The sequence below is a fragment of the Natrinema salifodinae genome (genome assembly GCF_900110455.1).
Lineage (GTDB): Archaea > Halobacteriota > Halobacteria > Halobacteriales > Natrialbaceae > Natrinema > Natrinema salifodinae.
The window spans coordinates 198,536-220,288 of the sequence record NZ_FOIS01000001.1; the positions used below are offsets into that span (position 1 = coordinate 198,536).

The window sequence follows — 21,753 nt, forward strand, 5'->3', positions numbered from 1 at the left end:
GCGATCCCCTCCCGAATTCAATTCGTCCCCGTCAAGGCAACGCTCCAAGGGAATTCGTCTAGGTAACTCGTCTGATGACGCCTGGCGGTTCGAACTCATCACAGCAATCCTGTCGCTCACCATCGCACCAACGCTGACCCAAATCTGACGCCGACCCGAATCCGACGGCGACGGGGCTACTGGCGTGATTTCGGCCGACTCGAGCACCGGCCGCTGTCGCGGTTAGGACTCGGCGTTCGACTCGCCCACGTCGGCCCACACGTGGACGTGATACGGTGCGGTCTCCATCGACGGGGACTCGGGAGCGGTATCGTCGAGATAGACGAGCCAGACGAGTCGAACGTTCTCGCCGGCCATCGTCGGTTCGACCTCGTGGTCCTGTCGCCACGTTTCCCCGTGATCGAGTCGGGTTTCGAATCGGTCGAGTTCTCGTTGGTCGGTGACGGTGGGTTCCCCGTCGGTTGACTCGACGGCCTGCTCGACGGCTATGATCGTGTAATCGGTCGTCCGATGTTCGTTGTTTTCTACACCGACCACCAGGTCTCGACTCTCGCCCTGTTCGAATTCGGTCGGGTACCCGTCGGCGCTCAGTTCGTCGCCGTCCTCGCCCAAGAGATAGAGTTCGGAGAACTGCTCTCCGTCCTGGGAAGTGGTCACTGCATACCCGACGCTGCCGACAGCGAGGAAGATCGACACGAGCAGCAAGAGGGTCAGTACCGTCTCCGCTCGTTCGGTCGACTCGACCGACTCGGTCCGAAGCATCGTCGACCAGCGACGAACGGGGAGCCGAAACCGCTCCTCTGCGGGCAGATTCAACCGACGGACCGTGGCCGTGACCGTCAGTAGTAGCGTGACGATCGTCGTCCCGGCCACTATCGACACCGGTTGGATACCCCACGACGTATAGTTCACGAAGAGCGCAAAGCCGGGAACGATAGCGACGCTCAATCCGAACGAAAGAACCGCGCGTTCGAGGCCGTCGATCGCCGATCGGCCAACGGGGCTCGGCAGCGATCTCGATTCACGGGTCGCCGCTGACGCGTCCTCGTCAGCGCCACGGCGACCGGATTCGGGAAACAACGTCGCGACGAGTACGTATCCGGGGACGAAGAAAACGAAGAGGATCCCCAGCGGAACGCGAAGCGGCGTCGTACGGACGACGGGCGCGAAGACGGCTACGTTTACGAGGACTGTCACGGCGACGATCACAGCCAGGTCGACTGGAACGACTCCGAGCGGACGGAAGCCGGACGATCGGTCGGCGGTCATCAGTCGTCGGCCACGACTTCGATCCCTAAAGTTAGGTAGCCAACGTTCACGGCGTCTGGAGTGTCTGTGTCGCCTTCGACCGACTCGGAGGATCGTCCGAAGCGAATTTGAATCGGCGTGCTGGGCCCGAAAACAGCAGCACCGTTACAAGCCGCTTTCACTCGAGTGACAATGCAATATTGATGGTCAACGGTTCGACACGATCTGCCGCCTATCGCGAATAATTCGGTTATACTGCACTGTTACGATCAGTGGGTTCAAACACTCGTTCCGTATATCACGGAGATATGTGTCGAGTACCTGATCGTATCCGACCGCCGTCCTCACGACGGCGGTCGCTGGCAGGGGCTGGCGAGGGTTGCCCGCGCCGAACCGGTGCTTCGGTTCACCAAACCGAAGCGGCCAGGCGTAACCGGAATCGATCGCCGGTGCCGGAAGCACCCCTGCTGTCGTGCCTCGAGCGCCACACATGAGCGCGAATAATTTCGGCGGTGACGATCTCTCTTCAGACGACGGCGTCGCCGTGCGAGTCGACGGCGACGCGAATCGGTCCGAACTCGAAGCCCGCATCGAACAATTGGCCGAAGAGAACAGGCGACTTCGCGAAGAAAACGAACGGCTTCGAGCCGGCGAGAGGTTCCCGTACCGGCCGCAGTACCGACGACTGGGGTTCGGCCTGGTGCTTCTCGGCGCGATCTTCGCGGTGGGTGCCGTCCTCGTTCCCGCGGCACGGGATGTCCTGTTCGCGACGGCGGCGACGGGCCTGTTCGGCGGCCTGCTAACGTACACCCTTTCGCCTGGTACGTTCCTCGCCGCGACGATCTGCGATCGAATTTACGCCGCCACCGCGGCTAACGGTGGCGCGTTCACCGACGAACTCGATCTCGGCGGCGATCGAGTCTACGTTCCCGACGGCGACGGCGGAGCCTCTCTCTTCGTTCCGCGAGGGTCCGACGGCGAGATTCCAGCGTCGCTCGACGGGCCGGCAGTGACGGACGATAACCGGGGAGTGATTCTCGAATCGACCGGGATGGGTCTCTTTCGCGAATTCGAACGAACGACGAGCGGCCACTCGGACGCCCCTTCGGCGCTCGCCGCCCGACTCGCGGACACCCTCGTCGAACAGTTCGAACTCGCCCGCAGCGTCGAGGCGAGCGTCGGCGAAAGCGAAGGGATGTACCGCGTCGCTGTCACGGTGTCTCACAGCGTACTCGGCGACGTCGACCGGTTCGATCACCCGATTGCGTCGTTTTTCGCCGTCGGACTCGCCGCTCGTCTCGACCGTCCGATCGTCCTCGAAGCGACCGAAAAGCAGGGCCAGGCCGAGTGGCGATTGCGCTATCGGTCGTGTCCCTCCGACGGCAACGCGTAACGGATCGCCGAGCGGCTACGAGCGCCCTGCCAGCGATAGACGCGCCGTCTCGCTACGTCACCGCCAGGACCGCCAGCGTGGCGTAGATCCGACCGGCGATGACGAGCGCGAAGCCGAGTAGTCCGAGCGCGACGAACCACCGTACCCGCGTCCGCCACGCCGGCGTCGCAACGGCGGGTGCCGTCAGCACCGTCACTAGCAGAAATCCGACGAGGGAACTGACGAAGAACAGTTCGTACGAGAGGACGTCGAGCGCCGAGAGAGCGAGTATCGTCACGATCATCCAGCTGACGTGCCCGCGAACGAACCGTAGTCGACGTTCAGTTGCCATCGACGGCACCGTACCCCGAGCGGGAATGTAAAACCGTAGCCCCGTCCGCAGCCGTAACTTCTCCATCGGCACCCGTCTTCGGACTCGACGGATGCGAACTGGACGCCGACAGAGACACCGTCGACTCTAGCCGACCGAACTCTCGTCGCGCGGGAATCCACTGTTCTCCTGTCTGCCCTATCATCTGATTATGACCGACTGTGGAGGCGAAATCCGCAGTTGTCGGTCGATGGCTGTCCAGCGGCTACGCCGCTGCCGATCCACGAGACGGGTTACATACCGTAATTCCTGGGCGATCGCTGTAACAGTATGACTCACTTTTGCACGATACGTTGGTACATCCGGTAGCTATGGCGGGTCAGTCTACTCAGACAGCAACTGCCGTCCCTCGACCGTCCATTCGAACTGCCGCGCCGGCGTGCGGGTGGACCTCGCGGAGGCAACGGAGTGATCGCTGATGAGTCGGCCGGATCTGGCGGATCGTGACCGAACGCTCTCCGAAGTGTCGGTTCACGTCGCCTGCGTCGGGCTCGGGTTCGTCGGGTACAACTCGGCACTGGCGTTCAGTCACTCGTCGTATCCCGTCGTCGGCGTCGATACGGACGCCGCGTTGATCGAGGCCGTTCGAACCGGCAACTCGCCGTTCGAAGCGGCGGAACTGGCCGAGTACATCGAGGACGGAACCTGTGACGTGACGACGCGCATCTCGGACGCCGCCGACGCAGACGTCTACGTTATCAGCGTGCCGACGCCGTTGTCGGCGGACGGCTCGCCCGACCTCTCCGCCGTTCGGTCCGCCAGCCGCGACGTGGCGGACGTCCTCGACGAAGGAAATTTGGTCGTCGTCCAGAGCACCGTCTACCCGGGCTGTACGCGAACTGATGTCCGTCCGGAACTCGAGCGATCGGGGCTCGAAGCCGGCGCCGAGTTCGGCGTCTCGCACGTCCCGGAACGGTACAGCCCCGGCGACGACGCGTCCGAACGACCGACGCGGGTCGTCGGATCGATCGACGCGTCGTGGCGCGCGCTGACCGCGGAGTTGTACGAGGACGTCGCCGACACCACGATGCCGGTGTCGTCGCTCGAAGTCGCCGAGACGACGAAACTTGTCGAGAACATCCAGCGGGACGTCAACATCGCATTGGTAAACGAGCTCGCGGCCGCCGCGTCGGCGCTCGGCATCGACATCGCGGAGGTGATCGACGGGGCCGATACGAAGTGGAACTTCCACCGCTACGAACCGGGACTCGGCGTCGGCGGCCACTGCCTGCCGATCGATCCCCACTACTTCCGCGCGGCTGCGGAAGACCGAGGAATCGACCTGCAAATGATCCCCGCCGCTCGGGAGATCAACGACTCGATGCCGAGGCGGTACGCGGACAGGATTCTTCAAACGATCGGCACCATCGGCAAGTCGCCGTCGTCGGCGGTCGTGTCGGTGCTCGGTGTCACCTACAAGCCGAACGTCAGAGACACGAGGAACAGTTCGGCGGTCGAATTAATCGGCCACCTTCGCGACGAAAACGTCGCCGTCGAGGCGTTCGATACGCAGTATCCGCCTGGCGAGGAGATCGAGGACACCGGCATCGTCAACAATCCGAGCGCGATCGCGGCGGTTCGCAACGCCGACGTCGTCGTCGTGGCGACGGGCCACGACTCCTTCCAGCGGTTCGATCCGGCGTCGCTGGCGGCCGCAATGGCGGCCGACCCGATCCTGATCGATCCGCAACGGGCGCTCGAGCAGGATGCCGTCGACGAAAGCGAGTTGATTCGCCCGCGCGACGTCGATCCGAACTGGCCCCGCCGCCAGGCCGCCGGGCCGGCGAGCGGTGTGCCAGCCGACGGGATCGAGGGCGACCGGAGGGAGACCGATGATTAGCGGCGAGCGCGTGCTGATTACCGGCGGCGCCGGATTCATCGGGAGTCACGTGGCCGACCGCCTGGCGGACGAGAACGTCGTGACCGTCCTCGACGATTTCTCGGTCGGCAGCGAGCACCACCTCTCGTTCCTGCCGTCGGAGCGCATCGTCGACGCGGACGTCTGCGATTCGGCCGCGGTCAGGTCGGCCGTTGCGGGGCACGACGTCGTCATCCACATGGCGGCCATGATGGGCGTCCGTCGGACCCTCCAGAATCCCCTCGAGGTGTTGCGCGTCAACACCGACGGCACACAGACCGTTCTCGAGGCGGCCGTCGAGGCGGACGTCGACCGCGTCCTCTTCGCCTCGACGTCGGAGGTGTACGGCGACGTCCCGGACGTGCCGTATCACGAGGCCGATGCGAAAGCGCCCGAGACCAACTACGCGGTCGCGAAACTGGCCAGCGAACGCTTCGTTCGCGCGTACACGGCGAAACACGATCTCGATCACACGATCGTGCGCTACTTCAACGCGTACGGCCCGCGCCAGGACGGCTCGGCCTACGGGTACGTCATCCCCATCTTCGTCGACCGCGCGCTCTCCGGCGAGCGGATCGAGATCCACGGCGACGGCCACCAGACGCGGGACTTCACGTTCATCGACGACGCCGTCGACTGTACGATCGCTGCGCTGGGTCCCGGCGGCCGAAACGAGACGTTCAACGTCGGCACGGGGACCGAGACGAAGATCCGGTCGCTCGCGATGGCCGTCGCCGACGCGGTCGACGGGGCGGAAGCGGTCCACGTCGAACACCCGCGACCCTACGTCATCGAACAGCGGTGCGCCGATATTTCCCGCGCGAAGGCCAGGCTGGAGTACGAACCGACGACGACGGTTCGCGAAGGGATTCGGCGGACGGTCGAGTACTTCGAGGGGAACGCCACGCGAGAATCGTCCTCGCTATCGTCAAAATGACGACTACTGCAGCCGTCCTTCCGGCGCACAACGAGGCCTCGCACGTCCGAGACGTCATCGAGAGGATCGCAGCGACCGGACTCGTCGATCACACGATCGTCGTCGACGACTGCTCGACCGACGAGACGGCCGACCGGGTCGAAGCGACCGACGCGATACTGGTGTCGAACGAGCGAAACCGCGACTACGGCGGTGCCATCAAACGCGGCTACGAGCGAGCGATCGACCTCGGCGTCGACGTCCTCTTCCGCCTCGACGCCGACGGACAGCACGATCCGGCGGAACTCCGACGGTTCTATCGGATGCTACGACAGCCCGACTGCCAGTACGTGCTCGGAAACCGGTTCGCGGATCCGACGTTTCGGGACGCCATGCCGGTCGACAGGCAGTTCGGGAATCGGGTCGTCGCGCTCGCCACGAGCCTCCGACTCGGACAGCGCGTCCACGACCCGCCGTGTGGGTATCGAGCGATGGACGCCGACGCGCTCGCGCGGACACCCTACCGATCGTTTTCGAACGACTTCCAGATCGGCGTCGAAGAGATTCTCGCGTTCGACGCCCTCGGCGCGGGAATCGAGGAGGTCCCCGTCTCGTGTATCTACGCGAACGAGGAGTCCTCGCTCACCTACTACGACGGGGTCAGATTCCTCTATCCGAACGTCGCCTGGTGGGATCGGAAAGCGGCGGGAACCGCTCTCGAACGGGTCGTCCGGAGGTGACAGATGTCGGCCACACGATTCCACTCGCTTACGGGACGGACGGTTCTGATCACGGGCGGTGCCGGCTTCATCGGCAGCCACCTCGCTGCGGCGCTCGTCGACGGCAACGACGTGCGAGTGGTCGACGACTGCTCGGGCGGCAGCGCCCAGACGGTTCCCGACGGCGCCACCCTCATCGAGGGAGACGTCCGCGATCGGGAAACGGTCGCCGAGGCGATGGACGGCGTCGACGTCGCGTTCCACCAGGCGGCGAACCCGAGCGTCGAACGCTCCGTCGAGGCCCCGCTGGAGAGCCACTCGAGAAACGTCGCGGGAACGGTGACCGTCCTCGAAGCCGCTCGGAACGAGGGAGCGCGCGTCGTCACGGCCTCGAGTACCGCGATCTACGGCGCGCCGGAGATGATCCCGATCGCCGAGGACGCCAGGCCGACCCCCTCCTCGCCGTACGGGATCGAGAAGCTGACCGCGGACCGGTACACGCGCCTGTACGACGACCTGTACGACCTGCCGACGGTCGCGCTGCGGTACTTCAACGTCTACGGGCCGGGTCAGACCGGCGCGTACAGCGGCGTCATCAGCGTCTTCCTCGAGCAGGCCCAGGCTGGCGAGCCGATCACCGTCCACGGGGACGGTGAACAGACTCGCGACTTCGTCCACGTCGACGACGTGGTGCGGGCGAACCTCGCCGCGGCGACGACGGACGCCGTCGGCAAAGCGTTCAACGTCGCGACCGGCGAGAGCGTGACGATCAACGAACTCGCCGAGACGATCCGCGATCTGACCGGCTCCGACGCCCCGATCGAACACGTCGACGGTCGTCCGGGCGACGTCCGCCACAGCCGCGCGGACGTCTCAAGGGCGGAGCGGCTGCTCGATTTCAGCGCCGAGATCGGGCTCGAAGAAGGGTTGGAACCGCTCGCGAATCGGTGAGCGGGTCGTCCGTTGTTCGCTATTCGCTGCTCGCTGTCGCTACTCGCTACTCCGCCTCGGTCGCTGCCGATCACGTCGCGACGACGGCGTCGCGGAGTTGTCCGCGCGGACGTCCTCAAGGATCGATTCGAACCGCCTGGCGGTGGCGGCCCGGTCGTAGCGGTTTTCGACGTGTCGTCGTCCCTTCTCGCCGAGCGTCTCGCGTCGTTGCGGATCGTCGAGGAACCGCTCGAGGGCCGCCGCGATCGCGTCGGGATCGTTGTCGACGACCACGCCGCCGTCGGACGACTCGATCACGGACTCGATCTCGCCGGCGCCGGTCGCGACGACCGGCACCTCACAAGCCAGGTACTCAAACGTCTTCGTCGGCACCGCATACTCCAGCGCTTCGTCGGACTTGATGGGGGCTAGGCCGATCTCGGCGTCTTCGATGAAGCCGGGCACCGCCGCTCGCGGAACGAGGCCCTCGAACTCGACGACATCTTCCAGCCCCTCCGCCGCGACGAGTCGCTGAAGGGCCGGCATCCGATCGCCGTTGCCGACGATGCGGAAGACGACGTCCGAGCGATCGAGTCGGCCGATCGCCCGAATGCAGGACTCGAGGTCCTGCGCGTGACCCACGTTGCCGGTGTAGACGATCGTCTTCGTCCCGCCCGTCTCCGTCTCCGTCTCGGCCGGGGTGTACCGATCGACGTCGACGCCGTTCGGGACGTGGTGGATCTTCTCGTTGGCGATGTCGTAGGTGGCCGCCAGCCGCGAGCCGAGGAGGGCGGTCGTCACGGTGATTCGGTCGGCGGCCGCGTGCAGGACGCGCTCGTACGCCCGACTGAGTCGCTCGAACAGGCCGCCCTCTTCGATGAAGTCCAGCTCGACCGCGCTGTCGATCCACAGGTCGCGGACGTCGACGACCACCGGCTTCCGACCGAGGAGGGCAAACGGGAGCCCGGCGATTCCGACGAACACCGGCGGCGACGAGAGGAAGATCACGTCGAACGACCGGTAGTTGAGTACGAGCCACAGCAGCGCGTGAAGGGGAAAGAGCACGTAGTAGAGGAGGCGACTGACGAGCCCCGGATCCTCGGTCGCGGGCTGCCACGCCCACAGTCGGTGGACGGTCATCCCATCCCGCTCGTCGGTCCGAGACCGTTCCCACGAGCGGTCGAACGAACCGAACGGGAACGTCGGCGGCGGTGCGAGCACCGTCACTTCCCACTCGTCGTCCGCGGCGAGGTGTTTCGCGTTGTCGTAGATTCGTGCGGCGTTTCCCAGACTGTCCGGTGGGAAGTTCTGCGTGACGATGATTGCGCGGGTCATATTACGGTCGTTACGGTCGTACTTACAGTCGAATCAGCTCTATGTCGGTCGCGCTCCACGCCGTCTCGTCGAGAATCGTCTTGGTATCGACGACGACGTTCCCCGCCATCCGTCGTTCGACGGTCGCCGGATCGAGCGACTCGTACTCCGTGTGGTCGGCCGTCACGACGAGCGCATCGGCATCCGCCACCGCCTCGTCGAACGAGTCGAGGGCGAGCGCCTGGTCGGTCACGTGCGGATCGTGCAACGAGAGGTGGATCGGTTCGTCGCCGTCCGCCCGCGCTTCGAGGGGCGACTCGCCCAACGCTCGCTCCTGGAGTTCGTCCGCGAGGGTCAACCCCGGACTCATGCGCGTGTCGCCGACGTTTCCCTTGTATGCGACGCCGAGGACCGCGATCTTCCGTTCGCTGACCGTCCCGAGCTCCGCCTCGAGCCGGTCGACGACGTACCCCGCCATCCCGTCGTTGACGGCTCGCGCGCGGGCGATCAAATCGAGTTCGTCGGAGTCGTGCCCGAGGAACCACGGGTCGATGGGGAGACAGTGACCCCCGACGCCGGGACCCGGCTGGTGGAGCTCGACGCGCGGATGAGTGTTCGCCAACTCGATCGCTTCCCGCGAGTCGACGCCGTAGTCGGCGGCGAGTTTCGCGATCTCGTTCGCCAGCGCGATGTTCGCGTCCCGGTACGTGTTCTGGATTAGCTTGACGAACTCGGCGGTCGTCGCGTCGACCATCGTCCTGATCTCGCTCTCGACGAACGACTCGTAGAGGCGGACGGCCGCCTCCGTCGAGACGCCGTTGACCCCGCCGATGATCCGGTCGTTTTCCCGGAGTTCGGTGATGATGTTCCCCGGAAGGACCGTCTCCGGACAGTGGACGAGCGCGATGTCCTCGCCCGCGTCGAACCCGTCTCGCTCGAGGATCGGCTGGACGGTGTCGACCGTCGTCCCCGGCGGGACCGTCGACTCGAGGATCACCGTATCCCCGGTTCGCAATTCGGGGGCGATCGCCTTCGCCGACTGCCTGACGTACGAGAGGTCGACCCGCCTGGTCTCCCGATCCAGCGGCGTCGGGACGCAGATGATGTGGTACTTCGAGGACGGTACCTCGTCGTCGATGAGCAGCTGTCCGGACTCGAGGGCCTGGGTAACGAACGCCCTGAGGCCGGGTTCGTCGATGCGGACCTCCCCGCCGTTGAGTTCGGCGACCAGTTCCTCGTCGACGTCGAAGCCGACGACGTCGTGGCCGTAGTTGGCGAACATCGCGGCCGTCGGCAGCCCGATGTAGCCCAGGCCGTGGACGCAAACGCTACTCATCCCGTCACCGTCATCCGATCTTCGTCGCGCAGTATCGCGTCGACGATCCGTTCCGCCGCCTCGCCGTCTCCGAACGGGTTCGGCCAGGCGGGCGTCCGATCGATCATCTCGACGGCCCCCTCGTGAATCGCATCGGGCTCCGTGCCGACGAGCACGTTCGCGTCAACCGCGAGCGTCTCCGGCCGTTCGGTGTTCTCGCGCAAGGTCACGCAGGGGACGCCCAGAATACAGGCTTCTTCCTGAACGCCGCCCGAGTCGGTCAGGACGAGGGTGGCCTCGCTCTCGAGCGCGAGGAAGTCGAGGTACTGCTGGGGTTCGATCGTCCGAACGCCGTCGGGAATTACGAGGTCGAATTCGTCGACCGCGTTCGCCGCCCGCGGGTGGATGGGGTAGACGATCTCCCGGGCGAGCGCGTCGGCGACGCGACCGGCTCCCCGAAGCAACGACGCGAACCGGTCCTCGTCGTCGACCGTCTCGGCCCGGTGGGCCGTAAGCAGGCAGAACTCGCCGCGCGAGATATCGTAGTCGTCGAAGACCGACGACCGCTCGGCGGCCAGGGTCCGGTTTTGCTCGACCGCGTCGACGACGGTGTTTCCGGTGACGTGGATTCGCTCGTCCGGAATGCCCTCCTCGCGAAGCGCCCGCCTCGACTGATCCGTCGGAGCGAACAGGTAGTCCGACGCGTGATCGGTCAGGACGCGATTTCGCTCCTCGGGCATCGTTCGATCGTGGCTCCGCAGTCCGGACTCGACGTGGCCGAGGTCGATCGATAGCTTACTTGTCGCGATCGCGCCCGCGAGCACGGAGTTCGTATCGCCCTGAACGAGAACTGTCGCCGGCTCCGCTTCGAGCAGCACGTCCTCGATTTCCACGATCATCTCGCCCGTTTGCTTCCCGTGGCTGGCGGATCCGACCTCGAGTTCGTATTCCGGCTCCGGCAGCCCCAGCTCGGCGAAGAAGACGTCGTTCAGCGAGTCGGAATAGTGCTGGCCGGTGTGGATGACCGTGTGCGGGATCGACCGCTCCCGGCAGTGCCGGATGATCGGCGCGAGCTTGATAATCTCCGGTCGCGTTCCGAGGACGATCGCGATCTCGGGCTGGTCAGCCATGGACGTTCCCCCTCGCTCTCGAGCGATAGTATACCGGGACCATGTTGTCACACCTCAGTTCGGAGCGCCGTTCGTACGCAAACCCGGCTGTCTGGCCGTTTACCGGCGCTCCAGCGAGCGTGGTGACCATTCCAGCGCTATCGTTTAAATTCCGCTCTCGGTTGAATCGGACAACGTACAAGAGAGACTGACCGTCGAGGCGAACCATCACCCCACGGAACCATTGACGAGTGAATCGGTCTCGCCGTCGCCGATGACTGAGCAGCTACCCGGATTCCGATTCGCGCCGGTCGGCCGACGACGACGGGAATTCCTCGAACCGGCCGACCGAGGCGACGCTAACGACCGATTGTGTCGTCTCGTCCCGGTATCGAGACGGATCCGATCCGTCAGTGATCGCCGGAGTAACCAGGCGATCGGTGAGTGACTTCCGCGGGAGTCGATCGGTTCGCGCGTCGTCTCCGACCGGGACGATAGCTCCCCGAATTGTCGGTTTTCGGCCCCTCAATCATCGCTAGCCTCTAATACCGACGCTCACGAGGGATCACGAACCGTGAGACGATAATGGAACGAGGAGCACGGAACGCGACCGACCTTCGCGCGGCACGCGTCGAAACGATCGAGGACGTCAACCGGAACCAGTGGAACCACGTCGTCGACCAAGCAGCTCATAGCAGCGTCTTTCAGCGGTACGAGTGGATCGCCGCGATCGAGGCCGGAACGACGAATCCCCCCGCCCACGTCGTCGCGTATAAGAAGGACAACCCGGTCGGGATCTTTCCGAACTTCGTCACGGATATCGAGAAGACACCGTTCAAGCGACTGCGGTCGATCGAACCCGGATTCGGCGGGCCGCTGGTGACGACGGACGAGGCCGCTTCTCTGGACCTGATGTTCGAGGAAATCGACGCCGTCTGCGGCCGAGAGGTGATCACCCACCTCTTCCAACCGATCGATCCGGCCAGCGTTCGGTACCAGCCGCGGTTCGAAGCGGACGGCTACCGACCGAACGTCTCGAACTGCCGATTCGTGATCGATCTGCGGAAGGGCTGGGAAACGATCGTCGCGGAGATGAGTAGCTCCCGCCGGCGGAACATCCGCAACGGCCACGACGAGGATACCGACGTGGTCGACAGAGAAATCACGCGCGAAACGATCGATCAGTTCTACCTGAACTACTGCTCGGTCATGGACCGCCTCGGAGAAACGCCGTATCCGCTGGCCTTCTTCGTGGCGCTGCTCGAACTCCGCGATCGGATCAAGGTATTCTCGCTCTCGGTCGACGGCGACAAACGCGGAATGCTCTTTTACTTGCTCGACGACGAGCGGTCATCGGTTCACTACTTTTTCTCGGGCGTAACCGAGGACGACTTCGCGTACAATGCCTCGGAACTGCTCCACGAGCACGCGATCAAGTGGGGGATCGAGAACGGGTACGAGACGTACGATCTCGGCATGACGAGCGCGGATTTCGACGACGGGTTATTCAAATTCAAGGCGAAATTCGGCGGCGAGGTCGTCCCGGTTATCTCGTGGGAGAAAGGGTGTTCCCGGGTGCTGTGGCCCCTCTTTCGCGCGGGCCGGCGCGCCTATCAGCGGTACGATTCGCCCTCCGGATGACGGACCGTCTCGGGCGGGCCAGGCGAACGGATCTGTCCTCGGGCGGGGAAGTAAATCGTCCTAGACCCGGCCGAAAACATGGTGTGGACTTTTGTACGCCGCTGTGGCAGGTCGCGTGAGCCGTGGTGTACGAGCACGATGTCGAAAGCAAGCGTCACTGCCGCCGACGGACGGGAGATCGAACCCCCAGTCGCGTCGTCGCTCCCGTCACTGCGAGAGCGGTCATCGAGCCCGGCGTCGACGCTGTGTGATCGATTCGGCGCGAGCGTCGCCGCTCGATCGAACGCGTGCCGGTACCCGACCCACAACCGTCGCAGGTCCGTCCGGTCCCGGCAGCGACGACAGACAGTCACGAGACCGAACCCCCCTCGGTCTCAGTCCGTCTCGGCTACGACCGCCGACGAGTAATCGATAGATGTCTCGAGACATTCTCCGTGGGATCGTCTCTATCGCGGGGTCGAACGTCGCCGTCATGGTGCTAGCGTTCCCGCTCACGCCGATACTCGTCAGATTCCTCGGAAGCGCGCAGTACGGTGACTACGCGTTCATGCTCTCCTTTCTCAGCGTCGCCTGGGTGTTCGTCAACGGCGGCGTCTTCGACGGAATGCGGAAGTACATCGCCGAGGAGCGCGAGATGGCGAACTGGCAGGAGTACGTGTTCGGCTTCTACTTCCGCGTCGCGCTCGTCTTTGCCGTTCCGAGCGCGCTCGTGATCGGCCTCGCGGCGTACGTCGGCGTGATCGAGTTCGCGTTGGACGCGACGTTTCGGACGTACTTCTATCTGATCGGGGTGTTGATCGTCGCCCGACAGCTCCGGGCCGTCGGTCGGAGCGTCCTGATGGGACTCGGCGACGAGCACCTCTCGGAGCCGCTGTTGATCCTCGAAAAATTCTTCTTCTGGCCGGTCGCTCTCGGACTCGTTTACACCGGACTGGGCGTCTCCGGCGTCCTCGTGGGGCATATCGTGGCGGTGTTGCTTTCCGCGACCACCGCGTTCGTCATCCTCTCTCGTCGGGTCTCGATCGCGGCGCTTTTCCGGCGGACTCCGCCGGACTTTCCGCGCCGGACGCTGGTCTCGTTCAACAATCGGACCATCGTGCTGATGTTTCTCCTGAACGCGTTGCTGTACACGGACATCCTCCTCCTCCACCCGATCGCCGGAAGCGAACAGGCCGGCTACTATCAGGCGGCGATCGTGATCACGGATTTCCTGTGGCTCGTTCCGTTCGCGGTCCAACTTACCTTACTGCACTCCTCGTCCGAACTGTGGTCGAACGGGCGTCGGGAACGGATCAACGAGGTTTCCGCGCTCGCGACTCGCTACGTGTTCCTCGTGACGATGCTGTTCTGCGTCGGAATCGCGGTGCTCGCGGATTCGTTCGTCCCGCTGTACTACGGCGGCGAATTCGAGGCCGCGATCAGACCGCTCCAGTTCCTCCTGATCGGTGTCGTCGGATTCGCGGTCGCGCGGCCAATCTTCGCGATCGGCCAAGGGAAAGGGACGCTCAGGACGCTCATCTACGCGACCGGTGCCGCCGTCGCGTTCAATCTGGTTCTCAATCTCCTCCTCATTCCGCGCTACGGAACGAACGGTGCCGCAGTCGCGACGAGCATCGGGTACGGGTCCATGTTGATTTTTCACGTCTGGAGCGCTCGACGGCTCGGGTTCGATCCGCTCGGCGATTTCCGATTCGGTCGCATTCTCGCGACCACCGTCGTGACTGGTGTCGTCATCTATCCGCTCGACGCGGTCATCGGCTCACCCGTCGTCTCCCTCCTTCTCGTCCCGCCGGTCGGTCTCGTCATCTTCCTGTTAACGGCCGTAACGGTCGGCGCTATCGACGACGACGACATCATCTACATGCTCGAGCGGTCCCCGGAGCGGGTACAGCGGATGATCCCGTGACGAGCGAGAGCGGGCACATCCCCGCCGACGTCCGTCGCGCAAGGGCTTCGTTTCCGGCCCGCAATACGAGACTACGGTCGTTACGACGACAAGCATCATTAGGAGCGCTCAGGTAGACGACTCGCATGATCTCGGGCCGGAAATCGTCTCCGAGGCTCCTGCTCCTTGCGGGGATCGGATTGCTCACGTACGCGGCAGTCGTCGTCGCGACGACGCCGCCGGCCGCCGGGTACGAAGTCTCACTCTATACCGCCTATCCCGTCACCTTCTGGATCGCGATCGTGCTGACGATTTTCGTCGGCCAGCTCCTCGTCCTCGAGGATGCGACGGCGTCGCGGCAGTGTGGCTACTGGAAGCGGGGATACGCGCTGCTCGTGACCGCGAGTGGGATACTGCTCTTTCTACCGACGATGCGCTATCAGTACGTGATGGGGCGGGCGGACACGCTCACGCTCGCCGGCGGGATCGAGTACATCACGGCCACCCACGCGCTCCAGCCGGACAACTACTATCCGATGATCCACCTGCTCACGGCGTCGCTTTCGTTTTTCACCGGGATCGATCCGATCACGCTTATGCAGGCGATTCCGCCGCTGTTCTCGCTTGCGTTTCTCCTCGGGACCTACGGCCTGTTGCGATACCTGTTCCCGGACAGGCGCGAGTTCCTCGTCACCCTGCCGTTCGCGTCGCTCCTGTTCGCCGGCTTCGAACACCTCCACTTTACGCCGTACAACATGAGCTTCCTCCTGGTTCCCTTGGTCGTTCTCTACTGTCTGAAAGCGCAGGAGCGAAACGCGGTCCCGTCGACGGTGGCGATGCTCGTACTGGTGTTCGCAATCGTCTTCTACCATCCGTTAACCGGCCTGCTCATCGTCGCATTTTTCGCCATCGCGCAGGTGCTGTCGGACCTGCCGAGTTCGGTCCGGTTCGTTACCGGTCGAAAACCCGTGCCGTCGGCAATGGTCAGTCTCCTCGTACTCGTCGTGCTCTTCGCCTGGTACACGCGGTTCGAAACGGTCATCCTCAGCATGGCGTCGGTCGTGGCCGGTCGGGGCCCGTCCCAGTTCGCGCACGTCACGACGGTCGCGGACAGGGTCTCGCCGAGCCTCGTCGACCTGTTGCAAAGCGCCATCGCATCCTACGGCATGGAGGCGATCGTCGGATCGGTCACGCTGGTGAGCCTCTGTTACCTCGGCTACGACCACTACCGCCGCGACAGCGCCGTCGATACGTACGTCGCCTGGCTCGCCGGCATCTTCCTCGTCTCGTTCGCCGTCGGCGCGGTCGCGTTTTTCCTGAACGTCATCTTCGAACCGCTCAGGTTCACCAGGTATGGTCTCCTCGCGGGCAGCACCATCGTCGGGTTCGGATACCTGGCGCTCTACAGCACGCTTTCGGACCGCCGATCGAAACGAGTGCTCACGGTCTCGATGTACGCGTTCCTGCTGGCGCTCGTCTTCCTCTCGGTGTTCCTGCTCTTTCCCTCGCCGTTGACCGACGACGCGAACCTCCAGGTGACCGACCGCGAGGTCCGCGGCATGGCGTGGGCGATCGACAACGAGAACGAGACGATGGCGACCCAAGACGACGGGGTCTTGCAGCACCGACACGTCGACTACCAGTCGATGGGTACCGAATCCACCTGGGAACTCCGCGAGCGGGACACAGCGCCGCCGGATCACTTCGGTTACGACGACAACTCGACCGCCGGGCAGGGGTATCAGGAAGTCACCTACCTTCGCGTGACGGAACTCGCGCGGATCGAAAACCCTAGCCTGTACCCCAACTACCCCGACCACTGGCGCCACACGCCCTCGGACTACGATCGGCTCGAAGACGACCACACCGTCGATCACGTCTACACGAACGGCGAGTTCGACAACTACGTCGTTCGGCCGACCGATGCTGAGAACGGCTAGTTCCGTCGTCAACCGCGTTTTATGGCGCTGGCCGCCGTGTCGTTTTCCGATGCCACGATTCCAGCAGCCGATCGCTCGATCGTCCGTTCCAGTATCGCGCCAGGCCGTCCGGGACGCCGCCGCTCGATTCCACACATGAGTTCGAGGCGCGCGTTGTTCCGACGCGACTCGGTCGTCCACGACCTCCGGTGGAAGGCGGGCGAAGTCGTAACTCGCGGTCGTCGGTCCGCTCGAACCGACCCCGCGAGCGCGGCGACGACGACCGGCGAAACGACCGGGACGACGATCCCGCCGACGCCGCGCGATTTCCCTCACGAACCCCTGTCTCCGCGGCCGGTACGAGGGGTCAACAACCCGGTTCTGACCGCCGACGCTCTTTCCGGCCGCGGCGGGGCAACGTTCGTCGCCGACCCCTTCTGTTTCGTCGACGACGGCACGTGGCACTTGTTCTTCGAAATCTTCACGATGCACCGCGATCCGCCGGCGGTCATCGGTCACGCGGGGAGCCGCGACGCCGGCGCGACGTGGTCGGTTTCCGACGCCGTCCTCCGGACCGACACCCACCTCGCCTTTCCGTACGTCTTCGAGTGGGAAGGGAGCTATTACATGCTCCCCGACCGGTGGGACCACGTCGACGGGGAGCCGCGAGATATCAAACTGTACCAGGCGAGTCGGTTCCCCGACTCGTGGACCGAGGTCGCGACGCTCGTCTCGCCGACCCATCGGTTGAACGACGTCGTTGCGGTCCGCTACGACGACCGCTGGTGGGCCATCGGCGGGGACGGCCGCAACCTCTATGCCTACTACAGCGACGAGTTGGCGGCCGACGACTGGACGCCCCACGCCGACAATCCCGTCGTCGCGGACCGACCGAGCGGCGCCCGGCCTGGCGGTCGGCCGATCGTCGGGCGTGATCGAATCCTTCTGTACCTGCAAGATTGTGCCGCCAGCTACGGGTCCCAGCTCCGGGCGTTCGAAGTGACCCGGTTAACGCCGGAGCGATACGCGGATCGCGAGCATCCCCGGTCACCGGTCCTCACGCCGGAAGACGACCTGATCGGCTGGAACGCCGGCAAAATGCACCACCTCGACGCGGTGTACGTCGACGGCGAATGGCGGTGTCTGGTCGACGGGAACATCGGATTACAGCGCGTGTTCGGGAACCAGCACTGGTCGATCGGCCTCTTCGAGGCCTGAGTAGGGGCAGGGTCAGTTGATCAGCGAGCTGATCGAGTTCGGCATCTGATCGAGCAGCCCCGAGGCGGCCTTCGCTCCCGAGGACTTCCGTTCGATCTCGTACAGCGGCGTCAGTTCGGGATTGAACTTCGATTTGTACTCGGTGACCCCTCGCTCCATCGCGCCGTGGAGATCGTAGCGATCGAGGCCCTCTTCGATCCCGTCCCGGATGATAGCCCAGTCGAGGCCCTCGTTCACGGGGGCGTCGACCGAGGGGACCGTCCCGCCGATCCAGCCGTATACTGTCCCACCCTCTCTGAGAACGAGGACGCCGCCCACGATTTCGTCCTCCCTGACGCAGACGTACGGCCGAACCCGATCCGGCCCCAACTCCTCGTATAGCTCCTCGAGAAACGCCGTCGAGAGGTTGTGATCGAGCCCTTTCTCCGCGAGCCGCGACCGAACCTGTTCGTTGAGCGTCCCGAGGTCGTCGTACCCGCCGACCTCGACCGTACACTCTGACGCGTCGAACTGGCGGATATTAGCTCTCGCATCCGACGAGAACGACGAGAGCAACTCGTCCGGATCGTCGCCGAGCGGGAGCGTGTACGTGTAGGTCGGCGTGACCTCGAAGTCCTCCCAGAGGAACGGGCGGACGTCCGTGTAGCCGCTCGTACACCGGATCTGTATGAGGTCCGGCTCGAGTTCGGTTTCGATCCACTCGAGCGCTCCCTGAACGAACCGACGGCGGGTCTTCTCTACGTTCCGCTGTTTCGCGCCGTTCAACCCGAGCTCCAGCGGCCCCATGTACGCGATTCCGGTCTCGATCGGCGGCGAGCTGACGACCGTGAAGGGACCCATCGTCGTCTCGAAGAGCGGAAACAGCCCGATCGGCTCCTGGCCCTTATATCCGACGAGCGGATGCAACTCGTGATCGGAGTGGGCAGCGATCGACTCGAGCGCCGATCGGCGGTGAAACGGCAGCGCGTGCGACGACCGGTCGACGTACGAATTCCACTCGTCGAGGTGCTCCCCGTTTCTCTCTTCGATAGTGATACTCATGCGTGTGACGTCGACGATCGCGGACATGAATCCACAGGAGCGTGACGACGCGAAACCGCCGATTGGCGCCGAGAGCAATCACCTCTCCAGAGCGGTCTTGCACGCTAAGACGACGATGCCGGCAGCGATGATCTCGTCGAAGCGATCGGTCCGGAGGAAAGGGACAAAAACGCTATTTACTGCGCTCCGCAGTCGGGGGCGGACCGACGAAATCGACGGGTCGGCGAGGCGGCCGGTGGGCATCGTTACGCCGTTACTCGGGAAACAGCGCCCGTTCGTACTCGTCCGCGATCCTCGCCGCCGAGAAGTCCATCGCACGGTCGCGCAAGAGTGCTTCGTCGGGCGGATCGGCCAGCGTCTCGAGAATCGCGTCGGCGAGCGCGTCGAAATCGTTCACAGGAACCAGCGGCCCGACTCGACCATCTTCGAGGATTTCCACCGGGCCGCTCGAGCAGTCGGTCGCGACGACCGGGCACGCACACGCCATCGCCTCGATCAGGGCCAACGGAAGCGCCTCCGTGATCGACGGGAGCGCGAACACCGAGGCCCGTCGCATGTACGGATACGGGTTCGGTTCGCTTCCCGGCAGCGAGACGTCCGCTTCGAGCTCTAACTCCGCGACGAGCGACGTCAACCGGTCTCTTCGCTCCCCGTCGCCGAGAATGACGAGCCTGGCGTCCCTGGTTTCCCGCACCCGCGCGAACGCGCGTATCAGGGTTGCGTAGTTCTTGTGCGGGTGGAGGCGACCGACGCCCAACACGACGGGCGGAGCATCGTCAGTGAACCACGGGTGATCGATGGGTTCTCTCGCCTGGTCTCTCAACTGCGGCGTCACGACCGGGTTGTGTATTACCCGCATCGCATCCGTCGGCAGTTCGAGGACGGTAGCGGCGTCGATCTTCGATCCGTCCGACGCGACGACGATTTCGTCAGCAAACCGATACGCGTGCTTCGAGAGCCGGATGATCGTCCGGTATTTCAGCGTATCGACGCTCGCGACGTGATGCGAGAGCATCGCGTTGAGACTCAGCACGGTCCGTACCTCCGTCCGCGAGCAGCGACCGGCAGCGAGCGCAACGAGATTGGTGTGCGGTTTCCCCGAAAGCAACACTCCGGGGTCCGCTCGGTGAAGGTACCGCACCAGCGACGGAACGGCCGAAAAAACGCCGATGCCGGGGACTGTCGGCGGGTCGAGATCGACGATCCTGACGTCGTCGGGTACGTCGGCGACGAACGCTCCGTCCGACCGGACGAGTACGAGGTCGACGGTGTACCCGCGGTCGGCCAGTTCCCGCACCAGATTGAGCAGCACCCGTTCGATCCCGCCGATCTCCATCGCGGTCTGAAAGACGGCGACGTGCCCCTTCGAGTCGCGCCGCTGCCGTTCGGCTCGGCGTCGTCTCGGGATCGTCGACGGCCGTCGCTCAGTCATTTCTCGATAGCTCCTCGCGGAGGGATCGGTTTTCGGTCGTACGGGGTATCGAGGGCCGTCGCGCCGCGTAAATGCGACGGGTTCGGCCGGCGATCGCGTTCCAGTCGTAGGTCAGCGCCCGTTCGTAATTGCGTCGTCCGAGCACGGCGAGATCAGCCGAGCGCGCGCGCTCGAGGGCCCGCTCGAGCCCGCGGTCGTCGGCCGCGTCGTAGAGCAGTTCTCGCTGGTCGGCGAGGAGTTCGGGAAGGCACCCCTCTTTCGGAGCCACGATCGGATTGCCAAACGACATGGCGAGGAGGACACTCCCGGAGGAGAGAATGTCTTCGAACGGTAAGACGACGACGTCGGCCGCGTTCATGTACACCTGCACCTCCGCGGACGGAACGAATTCGAGGACCGTCTCGACGCGGTCGTCTCGACGTGCGGCCGCGACGACCGAGCGCCTGGCGTCGTCGTCCGCCGGGTTGCCGGCGACGAGCAGTCGAGCGTTCTCGTCGTCGAGTTCGGAAAACGCGTCGATCAGCGCCGGGACGCGCTTGTACGGTTTGATCGAGCCGAAAAACGCGATGACGGTCGCGTCGTCCGGGAGGCCGAGGCGCTCGGTTGCCTCCGCGCTCGAAAGGTCGTTCTCGTAGGCGTCGACGTAATTCCCGTGCGGGACCGTCACCAGCTTCGAGGAGACGGAGTCGGGAAGTCCGTAGGCGGCGAGTAGCTGCCGTTTCGCCCCCTCGCAGTGGACGATCACGTCGTCGAACGCGTACCGAACGAGGTGGCGTTTGAAGAATCGCTCGAGTCGCGGATCGCGTCGCTCGTGTTCGAACACGTTGTGAACCGTCCAGACGATTCTGACGCCGAGCAGTTTCGCACAGAACACTCCGGCGACGAAGACCGCGGCCTTACACGCCGAGAGAAGACGATTGTCCGAAATTAGGAACCACGAGATCCAGTGCAGGTGGAGAACGTCGGGGAGCCCGCCCTCGAGGACCGTTCGGACGATATCTTTCGGATACCCGGTCGAGAACTGAACCGAGACATCGTGTCGCTCGAGCGCTTCGCCTAACTCGTGGTGATACGGATTCTCCTCGAACCACGGGAGTTGCAAGACGTTCATGCCGGTTCTGGGCGCAAGTATCGGGTGTTCCCGACCCGGACTCCGCCGTCGAGCGGCGCGAACCCGGCGCCGCCTGCACCGCCCGAACAGCGGGAGCGCGCGCGGTTCTTCGTCCGCCGGTCCCCTGATCGAGGTGTGGTTATGAGCGTCAATGCTCGCTTCCCTAGCAGGAACGGGCCCATAAACGTTTGTCCAGAACGGGTGATAGTCGCGAAATACGGTACGGATCTTCCAGATAAGTTGTGTATGTGGGAGTGATCGCTGTCAGTGGCGGGTGTCGTCGACGGAGACGACCCGACACAGCGGGAGAGCGACGCGGACAGCGGGATCGTCT

General features: G+C 64.4%; 17 protein-coding genes. 9 read left to right on the forward strand and 8 right to left on the reverse strand.

The annotated features are described in order from the left end of the window. Nucleotides 1–222: 222 nt before the first annotated feature. Nucleotides 223–1,269 (reverse strand): DUF1616 domain-containing protein, encoded by a 1,047-nt coding sequence (locus BMY29_RS00895; RefSeq protein ID WP_049991019.1) that lies wholly within the window; start codon nt 1,267–1,269, stop codon nt 223–225. 469 nt (nt 1,270–1,738) lie between these two features. Between BMY29_RS00895 and BMY29_RS00900 the strand changes: the two genes are divergently transcribed. Then, nucleotides 1,739–2,641, forward strand: a complete 903-nt coding sequence (locus BMY29_RS00900) for a bZIP transcription factor (RefSeq protein WP_049991018.1) — start codon at nt 1,739–1,741, stop codon at nt 2,639–2,641. Nucleotides 2,642–2,693: 52 nt separating this feature from the next. Here BMY29_RS00900 and BMY29_RS00905 read toward each other — a convergent pair whose 3' ends face one another. Next, nucleotides 2,694–2,972 carry a DUF8044 family membrane protein gene (locus BMY29_RS00905; protein WP_049991017.1) on the reverse strand — a complete coding sequence of 93 codons (279 nt, stop codon included), beginning with the start codon at nt 2,970–2,972 and terminating at the stop codon, nt 2,694–2,696. 457 nt (nt 2,973–3,429) lie between these two features. On the opposite strand from BMY29_RS00905, the gene BMY29_RS00910 reads away from it, so the two are divergent. Genes BMY29_RS00910 through BMY29_RS00925 form a run of 4 tightly spaced genes read left to right on the forward strand, consistent with a single transcriptional unit; the run spans nt 3,430 to nt 7,455 of the window. Then, nucleotides 3,430–4,851: a nucleotide sugar dehydrogenase gene (locus tag BMY29_RS00910; RefSeq protein WP_049991016.1), complete on the forward strand. Its 1,422-nt coding sequence runs from the start codon at nt 3,430–3,432 to the stop codon at nt 4,849–4,851. After that, a complete protein-coding gene (locus BMY29_RS00915; RefSeq protein WP_049991015.1) occupies nt 4,844–5,806 on the forward strand; it encodes an NAD-dependent epimerase/dehydratase family protein in 963 nt (320 codons plus the stop codon). Before BMY29_RS00910 ends, BMY29_RS00915 begins: the two co-directional genes overlap by 8 nt. Then, the gene (locus BMY29_RS00920) at nt 5,803–6,525 is read left to right on the forward strand and encodes a glycosyltransferase family 2 protein (RefSeq protein WP_049991014.1); all 723 of its coding nucleotides are present in this window, start codon (nt 5,803–5,805) and stop codon (nt 6,523–6,525) included. The genes BMY29_RS00915 and BMY29_RS00920 overlap by 4 nt, the downstream gene beginning before the upstream one ends. Before the next feature lie 3 nt (nt 6,526–6,528). Next, nucleotides 6,529–7,455 carry an NAD-dependent epimerase/dehydratase family protein gene (locus BMY29_RS00925; RefSeq protein WP_049991013.1) on the forward strand — a complete coding sequence of 309 codons (927 nt, stop codon included), beginning with the start codon at nt 6,529–6,531 and terminating at the stop codon, nt 7,453–7,455. Nucleotides 7,456–7,494: 39 nt separating this feature from the next. On the opposite strand, the gene BMY29_RS00930 is transcribed toward BMY29_RS00925, so the two are convergent. The 3 genes from BMY29_RS00930 to wecB are packed head-to-tail and all read right to left on the reverse strand — an operon-like array spanning nt 7,495 to nt 11,193. Continuing rightward, nucleotides 7,495–8,769 carry a glycosyltransferase family 4 protein gene (locus BMY29_RS00930; RefSeq protein WP_074854595.1) on the reverse strand — a complete coding sequence of 425 codons (1,275 nt, stop codon included), beginning with the start codon at nt 8,767–8,769 and terminating at the stop codon, nt 7,495–7,497. A gap of 22 nt (nt 8,770–8,791) precedes the next feature. Then, nucleotides 8,792–10,084, reverse strand: coding sequence for a nucleotide sugar dehydrogenase (locus tag BMY29_RS00935; RefSeq protein ID WP_049991012.1), 1,293 nt, complete (start codon nt 10,082–10,084; stop codon nt 8,792–8,794). After that, complete coding sequence (wecB, locus tag BMY29_RS00940; protein ID WP_049991011.1) at nt 10,081–11,193, reverse strand: non-hydrolyzing UDP-N-acetylglucosamine 2-epimerase; 1,113 nt, start codon at nt 11,191–11,193, stop codon at nt 10,081–10,083. The genes BMY29_RS00935 and wecB overlap by 4 nt, the downstream gene beginning before the upstream one ends. A gap of 564 nt (nt 11,194–11,757) precedes the next feature. Here wecB and BMY29_RS00950 point away from each other — a divergent pair. The 4 genes from BMY29_RS00950 (at nt 11,758) to BMY29_RS00965 (ending at nt 17,835) form a co-directional block, all read left to right on the forward strand. After that, nucleotides 11,758–12,813, forward strand: a complete 1,056-nt coding sequence (locus BMY29_RS00950; protein WP_049991009.1) for a lipid II:glycine glycyltransferase FemX — start codon at nt 11,758–11,760, stop codon at nt 12,811–12,813. Nucleotides 12,814–13,228: 415 nt separating this feature from the next. Next, nucleotides 13,229–14,719 carry a flippase gene (locus BMY29_RS00955; RefSeq protein ID WP_074854596.1) on the forward strand — a complete coding sequence of 497 codons (1,491 nt, stop codon included), beginning with the start codon at nt 13,229–13,231 and terminating at the stop codon, nt 14,717–14,719. Between the two features lie 125 nt (nt 14,720–14,844). Further along, a complete protein-coding gene (locus BMY29_RS00960; RefSeq protein WP_049991008.1) occupies nt 14,845–16,638 on the forward strand; it encodes a hypothetical protein in 1,794 nt (597 codons plus the stop codon). Nucleotides 16,639–16,773: 135 nt separating this feature from the next. After that, nucleotides 16,774–17,835: a glucosamine inositolphosphorylceramide transferase family protein gene (locus tag BMY29_RS00965; RefSeq protein WP_049991007.1), complete on the forward strand. Its 1,062-nt coding sequence runs from the start codon at nt 16,774–16,776 to the stop codon at nt 17,833–17,835. Nucleotides 17,836–17,847: 12 nt separating this feature from the next. On the opposite strand, the gene BMY29_RS00970 is transcribed toward BMY29_RS00965, so the two are convergent. The 3 genes from BMY29_RS00970 to BMY29_RS00980 all read right to left on the reverse strand — a co-directional run bounded on the left by BMY29_RS00970 (nt 17,848) and on the right by BMY29_RS00980 (nt 21,419). Beyond that, on the reverse strand, nt 17,848–18,876 hold the full coding sequence (locus BMY29_RS00970; protein WP_074854642.1) for a lipid II:glycine glycyltransferase FemX: 1,029 nt from the start codon (nt 18,874–18,876) through the stop codon (nt 17,848–17,850). Nucleotides 18,877–19,129: 253 nt separating this feature from the next. Next, nucleotides 19,130–20,308, reverse strand: a complete 1,179-nt coding sequence (locus BMY29_RS00975) for a glycosyltransferase (protein ID WP_081985488.1) — start codon at nt 20,306–20,308, stop codon at nt 19,130–19,132. Further along, nucleotides 20,301–21,419 (reverse strand): glycosyltransferase, encoded by a 1,119-nt coding sequence (locus BMY29_RS00980; protein ID WP_049991005.1) that lies wholly within the window; start codon nt 21,417–21,419, stop codon nt 20,301–20,303. The genes BMY29_RS00975 and BMY29_RS00980 overlap by 8 nt, the downstream gene beginning before the upstream one ends. Between the last annotated feature and the right edge of the window lie 334 nt (nt 21,420–21,753).

Excerpts from the sequence above, each read along its gene's own strand:
- BMY29_RS00915 (WP_049991015.1), top strand. The coding sequence starts at position 4,844 with ATGATTAGCGGCGAGCGCGTGCTGATTACCGGCGGCGCCGGATTCATC.
- BMY29_RS00950 (WP_049991009.1), top strand. The coding sequence starts at position 11,758 with ATGGAACGAGGAGCACGGAACGCGACCGACCTTCGCGCGGCACGCGTC.
- wecB (WP_049991011.1), bottom strand. The coding sequence starts at position 11,193 with ATGGCTGACCAGCCCGAGATCGCGATCGTCCTCGGAACGCGACCGGAG.
- BMY29_RS00960 (WP_049991008.1), top strand. The coding sequence starts at position 14,845 with ATGATCTCGGGCCGGAAATCGTCTCCGAGGCTCCTGCTCCTTGCGGGG.
- BMY29_RS00930 (WP_074854595.1), bottom strand. The coding sequence starts at position 8,769 with ATGACCCGCGCAATCATCGTCACGCAGAACTTCCCACCGGACAGTCTG.
- BMY29_RS00935 (WP_049991012.1), bottom strand. The coding sequence starts at position 10,084 with ATGAGTAGCGTTTGCGTCCACGGCCTGGGCTACATCGGGCTGCCGACG.
- BMY29_RS00970 (WP_074854642.1), bottom strand. The coding sequence starts at position 18,876 with ATGAGTATCACTATCGAAGAGAGAAACGGGGAGCACCTCGACGAGTGG.
- BMY29_RS00980 (WP_049991005.1), bottom strand. The coding sequence starts at position 21,419 with ATGAACGTCTTGCAACTCCCGTGGTTCGAGGAGAATCCGTATCACCAC.
- BMY29_RS00910 (WP_049991016.1), top strand. The coding sequence starts at position 3,430 with ATGAGTCGGCCGGATCTGGCGGATCGTGACCGAACGCTCTCCGAAGTG.
- BMY29_RS00895 (WP_049991019.1), bottom strand. The coding sequence starts at position 1,269 with ATGACCGCCGACCGATCGTCCGGCTTCCGTCCGCTCGGAGTCGTTCCA.
- BMY29_RS00925 (WP_049991013.1), top strand. The coding sequence starts at position 6,529 with ATGTCGGCCACACGATTCCACTCGCTTACGGGACGGACGGTTCTGATC.
- BMY29_RS00920 (WP_049991014.1), top strand. The coding sequence starts at position 5,803 with ATGACGACTACTGCAGCCGTCCTTCCGGCGCACAACGAGGCCTCGCAC.
- BMY29_RS00900 (WP_049991018.1), top strand. The coding sequence starts at position 1,739 with ATGAGCGCGAATAATTTCGGCGGTGACGATCTCTCTTCAGACGACGGC.
- BMY29_RS00905 (WP_049991017.1), bottom strand. The coding sequence starts at position 2,972 with ATGGCAACTGAACGTCGACTACGGTTCGTTCGCGGGCACGTCAGCTGG.
- BMY29_RS00955 (WP_074854596.1), top strand. The coding sequence starts at position 13,229 with ATGTCTCGAGACATTCTCCGTGGGATCGTCTCTATCGCGGGGTCGAAC.
- BMY29_RS00975 (WP_081985488.1), bottom strand. The coding sequence starts at position 20,308 with ATGACTGAGCGACGGCCGTCGACGATCCCGAGACGACGCCGAGCCGAA.
- BMY29_RS00965 (WP_049991007.1), top strand. The coding sequence starts at position 16,774 with ATGAGTTCGAGGCGCGCGTTGTTCCGACGCGACTCGGTCGTCCACGAC.